We start from the raw sequence: 14,209 nt of genomic DNA on the forward strand, positions 1-14,209 counted from the left end.
TTATTTCAAAAAGTTACAACAAATGAAAAAGTTTCCCGAGTTGCAGATGTTCTGATAAGTGGCACGGTGTGTTCTAAAACTAACAAAATTCCAGGATTTTCCACGTCTTTTGGCTCAAAATATCTCTGCCCAGATGACACTTTTTCCTTTACCTTTGTACCAACCATAACCCCGAGCTCCCTTATTACTTGATTTGCTGCGTCCGTGAAATCGAAAGTAAATTTAAGGTACAAATTATTGGTTGGTACATTTGAGGGTTTAAACCTACCTGTGGGAGTTAGAAGCTCTCCATCATCATCACCAGTACAAAAGAGTATCTCATCAACAACACGACGTCCAACTTCCTTAATTAATGTTGCAGAAGTAATTAGTTCCGGTGGTGTGTCTTGAGTGTACTCTATAGTGATTACGCTATCTGCTATAATTGCACCATTTTCTACACGCTCAATAGTGCCTGAGCTACTATCAACTATATAATCTATGCTTGACTGATAAATTGTTTGCCCTGTATAAACTTTTACATCTTTAATAGTGTGGTGATCTAAACTTATCTTGCCGCCTGCTGCAAAAGTTTTTTCAACTTTGTAGCTGCTTTCCCAGGTAGAATCTCCAGATCCCCAAGCAAGATGTATCGGTTGCTCTTTTATGCTCGCAGCAATAGCTGCTCTGCCTGATTGTGTGAGTACTGACATAGTTGATTGTGCAGTTGATATTATGTATATACAAGATCCGTAGAAAAAACGTCCAATTTTTTTGCAATAATAGGATCAAAATCTTTCCAAGGGCGATGTAAGTGGCGATGTTCATGCCAAGTAACCATACCTAGATAGAATGCTGCTACGTAATTTTCTAGCTCATGAATGGGATCTTTCTGTTTTGAATCTGAATCATTTTTACAATCAACGTGATATTCCACTAAATTAGACTCTATTATTTTTTGATCAGTAAAATTCTTCGCTTCATAGTAATAAGTTATACTAAATCGCTCTAAAATTGGTGTACGTTGAAAATTCCAAATCTGCTCAGAAAGTTTATCTTCACTTAAGTGAAATGTATGCTCTATTTCTTCATAAGTAGTTGATGCAAAACAAGCATTGATATCCCCTAAATTCCAACTATCTGACAATACTATCAATGCTTTAGCAAACTTAATTTCTGGCAATAAACTCTGTGGTAGAGGATATAGTGCTTCTAAGTTGTACCACTCATGATTTCTTTCATATGTACCGTTGTAATTCTTCGTGTGAGGCTCTGTCTCTCCTAATGTTGCAACATCTAACCTATATAAATCATTACTGTAACTTCTATCATAATGTGATCTAAAAGTGCCAAATTTAAATCTTGGATTTCCTATTTTCAGCTCAAATGAGTTTTTTCTTCCAAACGATAATACTGGTCCTTCTTTTGCTATTTTTACACCTGAGTAGTCTGAAAGAAGATCTCCAAAAATACTTTCATCTAACATAAACCGCTGAGCATTGTAATAGTCATTGAATATTCGCATTAATCGAGATCTTGCCGGTGCAGAAAGTTTTGCCAGAGCAATTACACTATCGACAAAAAAGTCATTAGGAACATCAGAGATGCCAATTTGAAATTCAGCAAAATGCTCTCCTGGTGGTTCTTCTTGAATGGTAATATTATCAATGTTTGCCCACTTCAGCGCCATCTTCAGTGACTGTGGTGTACCGCGCAAACGTTGAAATCTTATTCCGTTTTGCTTAGCTAAGACCCATTCTTTTAATGCACTCTTAGTAGCTTTCTTACCCCAGGATAAAATTTCTCCCAAGCCGTATTCCGCTACTAGCCACGGCAACATTTCAGTCTGTGGGTTAAATTTAAATCCCCGTAGAGAATTTGCATCAAAAGAATAATTAATTATGTCTGTAAGTATTTGCTCTTGCTTTGAAGCATTTGGAGGAAGTATCACCAATTTTTACCTAACACTTAAATTATTTAAAGTAACGCATTCATTATCTTGCACGACGATGTCTTCTATCGGCTCTGTAAGCTCTATATTCTGCATACCTTCTATAAAGAGGTGGGCAATAATCCATGATCTGGTAACATTCCACCCTAAACCTTTAGCAGATTCAAGATCTTTGATAAATTTTTCCTTTGCAGCTTCGATAACATCTTTGGATGCAGTAGGGTAAATATGCACTTTAGCATGAATAGTAATGGGAATAATACCACAGCCAATAACTGTAAGCGTATCTGTTAATACACGAATATCATCACGAATAACGTGATTTCTGACGATCTCTAGCAATTCTTCTGAAGGTACTCCATCATTTTCTGTGGAAAGTATTGAAATCTGTACACTTCCTGGTATAGGTGATACCACTTGCGCATCTTTTACTCTCGTGTCAGCAGATAATGCATGATAGCGATAATGCTCTTTACTCCCTGCTGTTGACCAACCAACAATTTTGGCTTTTACCCGCTTCCTTAAGGATTCATCATTCTCTGACTCCTTTCTCAGCACACCATAAAATTCAGCCAAGTGATCAAGGTCATTACCTCTTGCAAAAGCAAGTAAATTTGCCTGTGCTGCATCATTAATCCTTTGCCTAAGCAAAAGTTCACGCCAGGCTGCTACTTCCAGTATCTTTATTGCTGGATCACTCTCAGTTAGTGCAGAAAAACTTGCATTCCGACGCACTAACTCTTCTTTCATTCGCGAAAAGATTTCCTCAAATTTTAATGTTTCGACAATATTTGGTGTTTTCATCCTACTACCTTATACTATAATACCATCAAGGCGGATCAGCTTTCCATTTGGCAGATAGATTCCCTCTAAAATGAGAGTTACTTTACCTTCTTTTATTTCTGTTATTTGTACACGTTTAAGCTTAAATCGACGCTCCCACTTTTCTAATGCTTCTGCAACTGCTGCATAAAGTTCTTGTGCAAAACCAGGTACAATTGGATGATCAATCAGCTCAAATAACCTTGATCCGTAATCTCGGCGCATAACACGAGTGCCAATTGGCGTAGTTAAAATATCAACTATTGATTGTTTTAAATGCTCTATACCACTTATTGTTTTACCAGTTTCAGAACTCATACCACGCATATTATTTACCCTGCAAAAACGTTATCACTCCCTTCTTCTGCAATTGCTCCACAGGAAATTAGATCACCAGTACGAGCAATGGCTTTGCCATTTACAAACACTGCTTTCGACCCTTGTGTCATTACTTTTCCTTCACTAAAATTATCTCCTTGCCTACAGACAGGTCTTCCGTTTATAAATACATCTCTGCTTCCACTTATACAAAAATGCAGCAACGCTCCTTCACAGTGATCTCCTAGGCGTATAACTGATTTATTCATTCCTTTCCCTAATTTAGATTTACTCTTTTTGCTTTTAGTTTTATTTCGCTCTTTGTTATCTCTACACTTGATTCCCCAACATTCAGTGTTATCTTGTCTACTACTTCAATCTCTAAATGATGTTTCTCTTTATCATATGTAAATCTTGTCCCATCTTGAAATTTTACACTATTTACTTCCTTTTTATTCTCTGGAGGAGGGTATTTTTCCTGATATATTGCCGGTAACACCACCCCCAAAGACAATTCTCCCAATGGTGATAATACTATTACCTGTTCATCAATATTTGGTGGTGACCAACTTTCAGCTCTATTTGTTATCCATGGAAGAAAATCTGTTACAAGTTCACCTATTTTAACTTTTACTTTAGCTTTTTCATAATCTATTTTTTCGACAATGCCTATACGGACAATGTTGGCCAATTTCCTCCGCAATTCTGAAATTGCAAAATTACTTTCCAACATTCACATCGATTAAATGAGGTTTTATTTTACTCACTTCCCAAATCGATCGCCCTACATGCAATTCGTGCGCCCAGTCTACCATCCACACTAAATATGCATCGAGCTCTGGCCTAAAATCATCTCCTCCTCCTGATATAAATTCTCCTGGTGAAACATTTTTCACGTTCCAAGTATTTTTATTTACTACTCTGGCAACCTCAGCAGCTAATGATCTGACAATAATAGGGGCACTTTCTATTGTACGATCAATCACTATTCGTGCCTCAAATTTTGCTCTCAGCGCTAATTCTTCTGTTGCTGGATCATGTCCTTTCTCAAAGCCACTAAGTTCTATAAATACTGCTGGTGCTATCAATTCTTTCCTGATTGCTGGATAAACCTCACAAGTTTGAATTGCTGGTATCTCTGCCTTTAGCGTATTACAAATTGCCTCATGTAAATTAGTCCAAAATGCCGTCATAAAATAACTCATGTGTAAAATATTTTTCAAATATCCTTTCAACTTCATAATTAACAAGATTTTCTATTATCCTTGAAGCCTCAGGTTCAAGTGGTAGTTTAACCTCCTGTATCGGTAGTGCTGTTCTTCCTACACGTTTAAAAATACTACGATAGCCTCTTGGCATCGTTGCCATAAATGCATCATTAAATGCTGTTCTTATTTTTGCTTGTTTTATATTTCTCATTCTCACATCATACAGATATGCTCTAATTAAAACCTTCAAAGTGCTTTTCCTTGCCTTGATAATTCTTAGTCTTTTTCTAATTACTTTTAGCCTAATTTGCTTTTCTTCACTGATTTCTCGGACAGCCTGAGATTTTAACCATAATGCCGTTTTGTTTAGCGCTCTTACCGCTGCCAATTCTATTTTGGCTTTGTTAACATCAATGTTGTGAATAATTCTCTCAATATTTTCATTAACCTCAATGTTAAACATCCTTCTCTCCAAGTACTGTACATTTTATATTCCATACTATTCCTGAATTATCTCGCAGTGGTGGAGAATATACTTTATATTTACGACCATCAATAACAAAAATATCTCCCACCATTGGCCTCAGTACATCAAAAACATTTACCTCAAGAAAAAGCATCTCTCCCACAAATTGTCCTTCACCAATCTCGTATAATTTATCTGGCTGTTGCTTTAATACCTGTACCATATATGACTTATCCTTTGATTTATAACAAGCCACTTCTCCTAAATGGGCAAAACAATCTTTAAATAATCTCTTAATATTCTCTTGCACATTTCTCCGCTATATACTAACATTCATATGCTAAGAAGAGGTAAAGCATTCTTCTGCCTCACACCGCTTTATATTTGCTCTACCTATGTTACAACGATCTTGACTAGTATTGCTGGACGGTGGCACATTGGCAGAGGGTTTGACTGCGTATGCAAATCAGTCCCTCTATCAAATCTTCTTGGCTCTTGTTTTGCATAGAGTGGCTGTCCAAGAGTATTCACTGTCTCATTAAAATCTGCTGGTGCAAAGTATGTTGTAAATGTGCTTGCTGTTCCTACTGGAAAACAGTGCCCTGTATCTTTGTCAATAAATCTTCTCACCGTTCCTTCAGGGTCAGTTGCTTGCCCTCTATATTCCTCAAATGTTATGCCACAGAACGTAAATCCTGACCTCATATCATTCCTTAGCGCTGCTCCTTCTTGCCATCTCTCATATGCTTCTTTCACTTTAGTATGAGAAGTAAGTGCATCAAAAAACTCAGGGCTTACCAAAGCATGAATTCCTGTCATATATTCACCACTTAGATTATCTTCTATGTGCCGCAATACTTCCAGACACTTACGTTTTACATCTGTTGTTGCTGTTCCCAGTGCAAAATTTACTACTTTTGGTGTTATTTCAAATTCGTTGTACAAATTTAATAATTCTGACCCATCAGCATCTAAAATTATTCCCTTCAGCGCTCCCATCCGCAAATGTTCCAACGTTATCGCATGTTTGTTTCTCATCAATTGCAAATGGTCCGTTATTACATCTGCCAGCGCTTTAAGTTCACTCTCTGATCCAAATGCCCTTATTCCCTGTACTTCCTCTGGTAACACTACATCATCATGTGGAATATGTGGAATCGTAAATGTTCTTACCTTTCTTTTTCCTCTTTTTCCTACTGTTGCTGGTGCTCCGGGTACTTGTGTTGGCAGTAAACTCAATACTCCGTTGTGTTCTTCTATAGTAATATGTCGAAATCTTACTGACCTACTTGGAAATAAATTTAAATTTTCAACACGTCCATAATTTATCGGCAATATATTCATCGCATTTGTTAGTGCCGTCATACTAAATGCTGTATTTGTAAATGGATTTTGCATTTCTTTCTCTCCTTTTTTTCTTATTAATTTTAGTTAAACTCCCTTGCGGATAATGATCCCTCGTACTTCAAGTTGCTTTATTGCTTCAGCTTTCTGTTCTTCAGTGATATTTGCTGGCCATACAATTGCATGATCGGCAAGAAGAGCAATACGAGTAATTATTACTGCTTTAGTATCTCCATCTTTGCTATTTACATCGCTTGTTATTACACCTATCGCTGTTTGTGTGCCATCTGTGGCAGTTGGATTTATTACCTTAATCATGTTGTCTTTATCACGACCAACAACTGTACCAAGTTTAAGATTTTGACTTTTAGTTACTGCTATTGAGTCTCTTGAATACAGGCTTGATGCCTCATACTTTAATAAGTCACCTAGATTATTTTGTTCTGTTATACTACTCATTTTGCTTTTCTCCTTTTGTTATATATTTTAAATGCCTACGACTTTTCGCTACCTGCATCATCAACTCTTCTCCTGAATTCTGTGGTATTGTACTTATTATCTCTGTCTTCTTTGTTCTTTCTGCAAGTAATTCCATTAAAACTTCCCTTGCTTGCTCAACACTTACACCCTGCTCAATAAATTCTCCTATCTTTTCTGGCATCTTTGATATATTACATAATCGTATTAATTCAAGAACTTCAGTACGATACTTGGTTAAATTATCAGTTTCTAGGTCATTTGTAGTTTGTTCATTCATAGTAATACTCCTGTTTTTATTAATAGATGAAAGAATTGTAATTCCGTCTGCAAGACCCATCTCTACTGCATTTTCACCAAAATAAAGCCCTGCTTCAGTATTTTTTATTGCCTCTACAGAGAGGTTTCTATTCCGTGCTATTAGCTCAACCAGCATTTCATATAAACGATTCACTTCGCTTTTTAGATTTTCTAAACTCTCAGAAGTTATTGGCTCATGTGGATTTAAATCATTTTTTCTACTTCCTGCAAACACTGTGGTATATTTTATTCCACATTTTTCATCAAATCCACTTTGATCTATATGACTTGCTATTACTCCTATACTCCCAACTCCTGAAGTGCGGGTGAGAAAAATCTTTTCAGCGCTAGAAGCTATAGCGTACGCAGCAGAATATGCATCATCATTTGCTATCGCTATTATCCTCTTTTTTCCTCTTGATTCATAAATAAAGTCAGCTAGGTCAAATATACCGTTTACCTCTCCTCCGGGGCTATCTATTTCCAGTATAATTGTCTCTATGCTACTATCTGCTAATGCTTGTGTAATTTGTTCTTCTATTTGCTCATATGATGTCATTCCGAGCATTTCATCAAATGCACCAGGTTTTTTAGTTAAAATGCCATGTATCGGTATTATTCCTCTTTCACTATTTCTTACTGCATGTTTTATATTTTTAAAGATAGGCTGCTTTCCTGTTTGTAGTGACAGTAACTCAAAACTCCTTGGTTCTACCATTACACATCTGTTTAGCCATTGTTGTTTCATATCACCTCTTGATTGGCCGTAACGTCAGAATCAAAACTTAAGCCCAGTTCACTTGCACGTCTTTGATCTTCTGCTATTTCTTGGTCAATTTCTTCTACATCATAACCCATTTCTGATACTACTTCCGCTCGACTCTTGAATCCATTTCTTACTGCCATTTGCTGTGCTTGCTGATCTTTTAGCGGATCGACCCAATCAAATCCCTGTGGTATCCATTTTACTTCTTTTTTTGCTCCTTCTTTTCCCTTTGTCCATTCTTCACCTATGTCTAGCTCTCCAGAAAGTAGTGCTAACTCTAACCACCTATCCCATACAGGACGGCAAAACTGAAATACCATTATGTTATGCTGTAACATTGTACATCTCCTACGAAACTCTATTAATCCTGCTCTAATTGATGAATAATTAACACCGGTTAAATCTCCTGTTAGTTGCTCATATGTTATCCCTGTACCAATCGCTATTGCCCTGAGTTGCTGTTTCATAAACGCTTCATAACTTCCTCCTACATCTGACGGCTCTGAAAATTTTATGTCTTCTCCTGGGTCTAAAAGCTGCATTGTTCCTGGCTCTAAACCAGATAGTGCTACTCCTTGCTCATTACTTTCACTTTCTCCTAAAATATTTGCTTCAGGATCAAGTCTTGTAATAAACCCTGCAAACATTGCTGCAGTTTTCTTTCTCACCAGCTCTGCATCATCATATTGATCAAGCTCATAAAGCTTCAGCAGTATATTAGAAAGCCAAGGCTCCCCTCTGATTTGCCCAGGTCTTAATGGTCTATAAATATGTAAAACATCATTTGCTGGCACTCTCACTGATTCTCCAAACATACTTTCACCAGGGTGTTCTTTAAATAGGTAGTATGCTTCTCTTTGCCCAAGCCTGTTAAACTCAATCCCGTTTCTTATTACATTACCATTTCCTAAAGTTTGATTTGTTTTATTATCTAAATGTTCAGACTCAAGTACTTGCAGTTGTAATGGTACAGAAAATCCATCTTCGAGTTTACGATTTCGGAGGCGTACAAAACATTCTCCTCCCTCTATCATACTTCTGCATACTAGAGCTTGTAATCCATAAAAATCACTTACTCCGTTACTATCTGCTTCATCTGTCCATCTTAGCCATAATTCTTGTACTTTCTTTCGAAATTCTCCATCTCTTGCTTTTGATTGCGGTTTTATTCCTGTCCCAATAGAGTTACTCACTATGGTATCAATGATATTTGCTGCATATGGATTTTTTCTCACCATATCACGTGATCGACTACGTAAAGTTTCAAGGTTTTGAGACAGCAAATTGTTTATACTTCCTAACTCTGGTTGAAAGTGAAAAAATCTTCTTCCTGAGCCTGCTGCATCCCATGCTGAGCTTTTTATCTTTGGTTTGTTAAATAATTGCTTGAAGGTTTTTAGCAGCATTTATAAAATTCCTTTACTCGTTGAAAAAACAATCTTTCTCTTCGGCTTCATTCCAACAATCTTTAGCTCAGCTTTAATACGTTGTCTTAAGTTTAGTAAATCATTTATCTGAACTTCAGCATATCTCACCACATGATCACCATATGCAATTGATACTACTCTTTCGCCACTCTGAAGCTTCTTTATCGCTTCTTCAATTTGAACTAAATACTCTTCGTTATACATTTTCCAACCACTTACTCTGTCTCACTTTTTTAGGTTTTTTACTTTCCATTTTTCCACTCAAACTATTCCATTTATTTTCTTGCCACCTATCAATTCCAAGCGCAATAGATGCAGCTCTCGCATAAATTCGGCAATCTAGCACTTCGTTTCTTTCTCTTACCTTTTGCCACTCCTGTTTGGTGTATCCCTTTACTACCTTGCTGACTAACTGCTCTGCTGTTAGCTGCTTAAAATATTCAGGTGCGTACTCAGGAAAATGACAGTATCCAGGTAGAGCTTTTCCCTCTTCTTCTTTTAAAATATTAAGTAATTGAAAAAGCTCTGATTTTAATATCGATACTCCTACTGGCCAGAGCTTTATTCCTCTCTTTAGCTTTTGACCACCAACTGTTATATCTACTCTACTTGGGCTGCTAAGTGGTACTAGTGCTTTATTTACACCTTTGACTGCCATTACTCTTCCACAGCCTTGATGACTTCTCACCCAATTGTATACTTCTTGTGTCGCATATCCTGCATCTACTGCCATCATGCTTATCATATACTCAAGCCCATTTTCACCGATAAAATGATGATTTAAGAGCTCAGAGAGTTTTCTCCATACTTCCCTACCTCCTGTATCTCCTTCAAATACTCGGTAGTCTATTGACCAATTTTCTCTGCCTTTTCCCCAGGCTACAACTTCTACTTCCAAGCGATCTTTTTGAACATCTACTCCTGCTGTGAGAACTACTTCGCCTTTTGGTACTGTGCCAATCTGAAAAAATTCTCTCCTGTTAAATAATTGCTTCCAGTCCGGTACTTCTCCTTTATCTACCCAGGTTTCTCCAAGCGTAGTATTTATCCAAACTTTCAGTAATTGTTCACTTTCTTTCGCATGGAGAAAATCCTCTACTGCTTGAGTCCAACTATACCAGCCAACTGGGCTATAAAGACTTGAAAGATGAAATCCTTTTTTCTCACCTTTTACTCTATTAGTAGGCCTCCATTCTCCACGCTCAAGCATCTCTGTCTTTTGATGATTTTCTATCTTTTCACCACACTCTATACATATATAGTGTGCTGTATTTGGATTTTTATCTTCCCATTTTATTTGTGACCATTTTAAAACTTGATAGTAATTACAATGCGGACATGGAACAAAAAAGTATCTCTTATCTGTTGCTTCAAATTCCTTCTCAATTCTGCTTATTCCATGAATCGTTGGTGTTGATACTAAAAAAATCTTTCGCCTTGCAAATGTATTAGTTCGAGCAATACTAAGCAGTACTGGATCTCCTTCTCCTCCTGAATCTCCTGGATACGCATCAATCTCATCAAGAAAGAGATACTTTACTGGCATAGATCTCAGTCCTACACTGCTGTTTGCTCCAGTTATTACTACTATTCCACCTGGAAATTCCTTACTTTGTACAGTATTGCCTGAGTCTCTTGACCTTGGGTCTTTTACTTTACTCTTTAAACATGGCGTACTCTCTATTAACGGCGCAAATCTTCCTTTTGACCAACGTTTTCCCATTTCAACTGTTGGCTGTACTACCAGCATTGGACCAGGAGTCTGATCTATGATGTAGCCAATCCAATTGTTACCAGCTTCTGTTCCCCCAATCTGCGCTCCTTTCATGAATACTACTTTTTCTGTTGGTGAGGACGGAGAAAGTGAATCCATGATTTCTTTTAAATAAGGAGTTCTTTCCGTTCTCCATTTACCTGGCTCTGATGCTGCAGTTGGGGCTAGAACTCGATACTCATTCGCCCACTCTGATACTTTAAGCTGGGGATCTGGTCTTAAACCTTCAGAAAAAGCTCTAGCGTATATCATTGTCTGCATCTACTCATAATTGGTTCTATTTCAACATCATTAACAGTAGAACTACACTCTTCCAGTTCCATAAACATCTTTTTCTGAAACTCTTTTTCTATATATCTTTTGCTCATCTCACTTATCATTATTGCTATAACAAGCGCAAATACCCCTGTTATTGTTGCAAAAATGATTGCACTGCTTATTGCTGTTACCGTTAAACCTATATATGCTGCCATTGCTACTGCGCTAACTGTAATACAGATGCAGATAATATTATTATGTTTTTTCATCCTTTTATCTGCTATTTCTCTCTGTGCTATATATTTATTATGAAGGGTTGGAAAATTAACAACGATATCTCTGCAGAGTAACGCTCCATTTTTTTCATTGAATAAAACTTTAAGTAATTCTAAATTATTTGACTTGATTGCTAAGTGCAAAACAGGTGTATAACTTGCTCCTTTTTTCAGCAATAACTTTACTACATGTAAATGCCCTTTTTCCGCAGCAAGGTAAATCGGTGATAGACTTCTATTGTTTGAAATATCAATATCGATTTCTTCTTTTAAAATTGCATCTACAAGTTCAATTTCTCCTTTTTGTGCAGCTAAATGCAATAGACTATTCTTTTCAGAACCATATTTATTGCTCATCAAAGTCTTCTTTATCTCAGGTCTAGCGTAATCAAATGGTGTCTTGCCGCTATCGTCTTTTACCAGAGGGTCTATATCTTCTCGCGTTAGTAAGACCTCTATTGTTTTAAGTCTTTCAGCGTAATGTAGTGGCGTTTTATTTTCGTAGTCTTGTAAATTAACTTGAGCATTAGGCTCCTTTATTAAGCATTTGAGGATATCAAGACATAAGTCTCTTTCATCGTAATTAGTATTACTTACAGCTATATGAACAGGTGACAATTTCATTGAGTTTTGTCCTATGCGCGCGCTATTTACATCTGCTCCAAGCTTCAGCAGTAACTTTACTATCTCCAATTTTTTGTTATTAACTGCATAGTGCATTGGTGTCTGATTCCGTGCATCAAAGACATCAATTTCAGCATTTCCTTCTTCTACTAAAATTTTGACAACATTTCCATGTCCTATGCCTGCTGCTAGATGTAATGGAGTATGATGCAGAGCATTTCTTGCATTAACGTCAATACCTTTTCTGATCAAATATCTAACTGCATTAACTTCACCTATCATTGCGGCCAAATGAAGTAAGCTATCTTGTTCTGACCCGTATTTGTTATTAATTAGCGCTTGTAATATTTCTGCTTTTTTCCCTTCTTTAGCATAGTCAAGAGATGTTTTACCATCATTATCTTCTACGAAAGGATTAATGTTCTTCTTAGTGAGTAGCAGATCTACCATGCTTAATTCGTCAAATTCTATAGCGCAATGTAGTGGGGTTTTTCCATTTAATCCTCTAACATTAACATCTAATCCAGGTTGATTAATGAGACACTTTATTAACTCCAAACTTAAGTTATCAGCCATTTTACATTCAAAATCTTTTTATATTTGAAATTTAGTGTTAGATAATTCTTGGAGTGAGTTTGTAATCTCTTCAGTTAGTACCATATGAATCTTTTCAGTGTCACTCAGTGATGCAAGCAGCGCTGAAACTCTATTTGGAATATTAAGTAAATTATTACGGACAACTCTTGCTATGTTAAATGCTTCAGTTTTTACCTCTTCAATTGACACAAATTTACCTACTTCAGCTTTCACTTTAGCTTCCAATAGTTTACCACGCTCCATTTCATTTTTTATTCGCGTTTTTAGCAATATCGTTGAAAGTGTTTCTCCGCGCTCTTTTCTCCTCAGTGGTTGACTTGGATCTCTTATTGCTGCTACCGCTTCATTTGCTTGTTCTCGGTCAATGAGCCCATCTTTGAGTTCAACAATTCCTTTCTTTACCAAAGAACAGACATATTGCCTCGAAAACCCTTTTTCTCTTGCCCATTCTGCTTGCGTAATTCTCACCTTTTTTTCTCCTTTTTAGCACTGCTCAGCTATAATTTCGTAAGTAGTTAACATTTGAAATATGTCTAACGCTAAAGAAGGCCTGAGGTCAGGACCACCAAACCCGCCAGCCTGGCCAAAAGGACCCACTTTTTATGATATTTCCAACGTATTAAAATCTTTACTAAAATTCATAACATAGAACATTAATGCTAAAGAATCTGCTTCATTATCATCTGTTGGACAAAAACCCTTTTCCTGCACTGCTTCAATTACATCAGCTTTACTTGCATTTCCCTTGCCAGTTATAAAACGTTTAATAGTCTTAACCGAAACACCTTGATAGGGAATATTGCTTTCCTCGCACCAAGCAGAAAGGTGTGCTAAAAACCCTCCATAGATATGTGCAGCATCAGTTCCCAAGTGTCTTCTCACTTCTTCAAAGTACACAACTTCAATACCTGGAAATTTATACTTAAGTGCATTAAGCCAATTACGAAAATTTAAAAACTGCATTCCACCACCACTAAACCTGCTGACATGAAAACTCTTACTTCCACTTTGCACTATTCCATCATGCAAAATAGTCCAGCCAGTTTGTTTACCAAGATCTAGGGTGAGCATTTCCTTTCAATTGCCGAGTACATATATATACAAGATTTGAAAAAATTACGTCCAAAAAATCTTTAATTTTCGAAATTTAACAACTAAAAACTAACATGAAAACTCTTTTACAGCCAGTTTGTTTACCAAGATCCAGTGAGCTTTCAATTGCCGAGTACATATATATACAAGATTTAGAAAATTTTCGTCCAAAAAATCTTCAATTTTTGAAAAATTTTTCTCGAATTTGAAAACCTTATTTATCCCCAACATGATTTTTCTACTTTCAGAGGTTCTTTTATTATTCTAATCTGATATTTTATATGTTTTTATATATGTGTATATTTTTATATATGTATTATATATATATATTATATATATATATATATTATATATAAGGGTTTCAGGAAGCTAGAATCCTCCATATTGGCGGACTTCAGATATGCCGTTCCTAGGAACGATTTTAGGAATGCATGGTGAAACCCCGCCATACAGGCTAGTTCTAGATTCCTGATTCCTAATTCCTGATTTAGGAAGCCAGTAATTAGGAACGGAACTTAAGGTTATAGAGAG

18 protein-coding genes are annotated in these 14,209 nt (G+C 36.6%); all 18 read right to left on the bottom strand.

The features are described 5' to 3' along the window. Positions 1-5: 5 nt before the first annotated feature. Positions 6-692: a hypothetical protein gene (locus tag OOK87_RS05985; RefSeq protein ID WP_264378050.1), complete on the bottom strand. Its 687-nt coding sequence runs from the start codon at positions 690-692 to the stop codon at positions 6-8. A 20-nt stretch (positions 693-712) separates the two neighbouring features. Further along, positions 713-1,930 (bottom strand): phage tail protein, encoded by a 1,218-nt coding sequence (locus tag OOK87_RS05990; protein WP_264687697.1) that lies wholly within the window; start codon positions 1,928-1,930, stop codon positions 713-715. Positions 1,931-1,936: 6 nt separating this feature from the next. Next, entirely contained in the window at positions 1,937-2,734 is a 798-nt protein-coding gene (locus OOK87_RS05995) for a baseplate assembly protein (RefSeq protein ID WP_264687696.1), read from the bottom strand. Positions 2,735-2,743: 9 nt separating this feature from the next. After that, complete coding sequence (locus OOK87_RS06000; protein WP_264687695.1) at positions 2,744-3,079, bottom strand: GPW/gp25 family protein; 336 nt, start codon at positions 3,077-3,079, stop codon at positions 2,744-2,746. A gap of 5 nt (positions 3,080-3,084) precedes the next feature. Next, entirely contained in the window at positions 3,085-3,339 is a 255-nt protein-coding gene (locus tag OOK87_RS06005) for a PAAR domain-containing protein (protein ID WP_065094333.1), read from the bottom strand. Positions 3,340-3,347: 8 nt separating this feature from the next. Next, positions 3,348-3,803 carry a phage baseplate assembly protein V gene (locus OOK87_RS06010; protein ID WP_065094332.1) on the bottom strand — a complete coding sequence of 152 codons (456 nt, stop codon included), beginning with the start codon at positions 3,801-3,803 and terminating at the stop codon, positions 3,348-3,350. Next, positions 3,790-4,263 (bottom strand): hypothetical protein, encoded by a 474-nt coding sequence (locus tag OOK87_RS06015; RefSeq protein ID WP_264688345.1) that lies wholly within the window; start codon positions 4,261-4,263, stop codon positions 3,790-3,792. The genes OOK87_RS06010 and OOK87_RS06015 overlap by 14 nt, the downstream gene beginning before the upstream one ends. Continuing rightward, entirely contained in the window at positions 4,244-4,741 is a 498-nt protein-coding gene (locus OOK87_RS06020; RefSeq protein ID WP_264688346.1) for a phage tail protein, read from the bottom strand. Before OOK87_RS06020 ends, OOK87_RS06015 begins: the two co-directional genes overlap by 20 nt. Continuing rightward, positions 4,734-5,054: a head-tail joining protein gene (locus tag OOK87_RS06025; protein ID WP_065094329.1), complete on the bottom strand. Its 321-nt coding sequence runs from the start codon at positions 5,052-5,054 to the stop codon at positions 4,734-4,736. The genes OOK87_RS06020 and OOK87_RS06025 overlap by 8 nt, the downstream gene beginning before the upstream one ends. Positions 5,055-5,137: 83 nt before the next feature. After that, positions 5,138-6,142: a major capsid protein gene (locus OOK87_RS06030; protein ID WP_264688347.1), complete on the bottom strand. Its 1,005-nt coding sequence runs from the start codon at positions 6,140-6,142 to the stop codon at positions 5,138-5,140. Positions 6,143-6,175: 33 nt separating this feature from the next. Then, a complete protein-coding gene (locus OOK87_RS06035; RefSeq protein WP_264688348.1) occupies positions 6,176-6,547 on the bottom strand; it encodes a head decoration protein in 372 nt (123 codons plus the stop codon). After that, complete coding sequence (locus tag OOK87_RS06040; RefSeq protein WP_264688349.1) at positions 6,540-7,613, bottom strand: S49 family peptidase; 1,074 nt, start codon at positions 7,611-7,613, stop codon at positions 6,540-6,542. The genes OOK87_RS06035 and OOK87_RS06040 overlap by 8 nt, the downstream gene beginning before the upstream one ends. Continuing rightward, on the bottom strand, positions 7,610-9,037 hold the full coding sequence (locus tag OOK87_RS06045) for a phage portal protein (RefSeq protein ID WP_208571635.1): 1,428 nt from the start codon (positions 9,035-9,037) through the stop codon (positions 7,610-7,612). The genes OOK87_RS06040 and OOK87_RS06045 overlap by 4 nt, the downstream gene beginning before the upstream one ends. Then, positions 9,038-9,262, bottom strand: coding sequence for a gpW family head-tail joining protein (locus tag OOK87_RS06050; RefSeq protein WP_143689022.1), 225 nt, complete (start codon positions 9,260-9,262; stop codon positions 9,038-9,040). It lies immediately after the preceding gene. Next, positions 9,255-11,084, bottom strand: coding sequence for a phage terminase large subunit family protein (locus tag OOK87_RS06055; protein ID WP_264688502.1), 1,830 nt, complete (start codon positions 11,082-11,084; stop codon positions 9,255-9,257). Before OOK87_RS06055 ends, OOK87_RS06050 begins: the two co-directional genes overlap by 8 nt. Continuing rightward, the gene (locus tag OOK87_RS06060) at positions 11,081-12,565 is read right to left on the bottom strand and encodes an ankyrin repeat domain-containing protein (protein WP_264688350.1); all 1,485 of its coding nucleotides are present in this window, start codon (positions 12,563-12,565) and stop codon (positions 11,081-11,083) included. The genes OOK87_RS06055 and OOK87_RS06060 overlap by 4 nt, the downstream gene beginning before the upstream one ends. 18 nt (positions 12,566-12,583) lie before the next feature. Beyond that, on the bottom strand, positions 12,584-13,054 hold the full coding sequence (locus OOK87_RS06065) for a hypothetical protein (protein WP_264688351.1): 471 nt from the start codon (positions 13,052-13,054) through the stop codon (positions 12,584-12,586). 132 nt (positions 13,055-13,186) lie between these two features. Next, positions 13,187-13,657, bottom strand: coding sequence for a RuvC family protein (locus OOK87_RS06070; RefSeq protein WP_264688352.1), 471 nt, complete (start codon positions 13,655-13,657; stop codon positions 13,187-13,189). Positions 13,658-14,209: the final 552 nt, after the last annotated feature.

The sequence above is a fragment of the Wolbachia endosymbiont (group A) of Sympetrum striolatum genome (genome assembly GCF_947250715.1).
Taxonomy (GTDB): Bacteria; Pseudomonadota; Alphaproteobacteria; order Rickettsiales; family Anaplasmataceae; genus Wolbachia.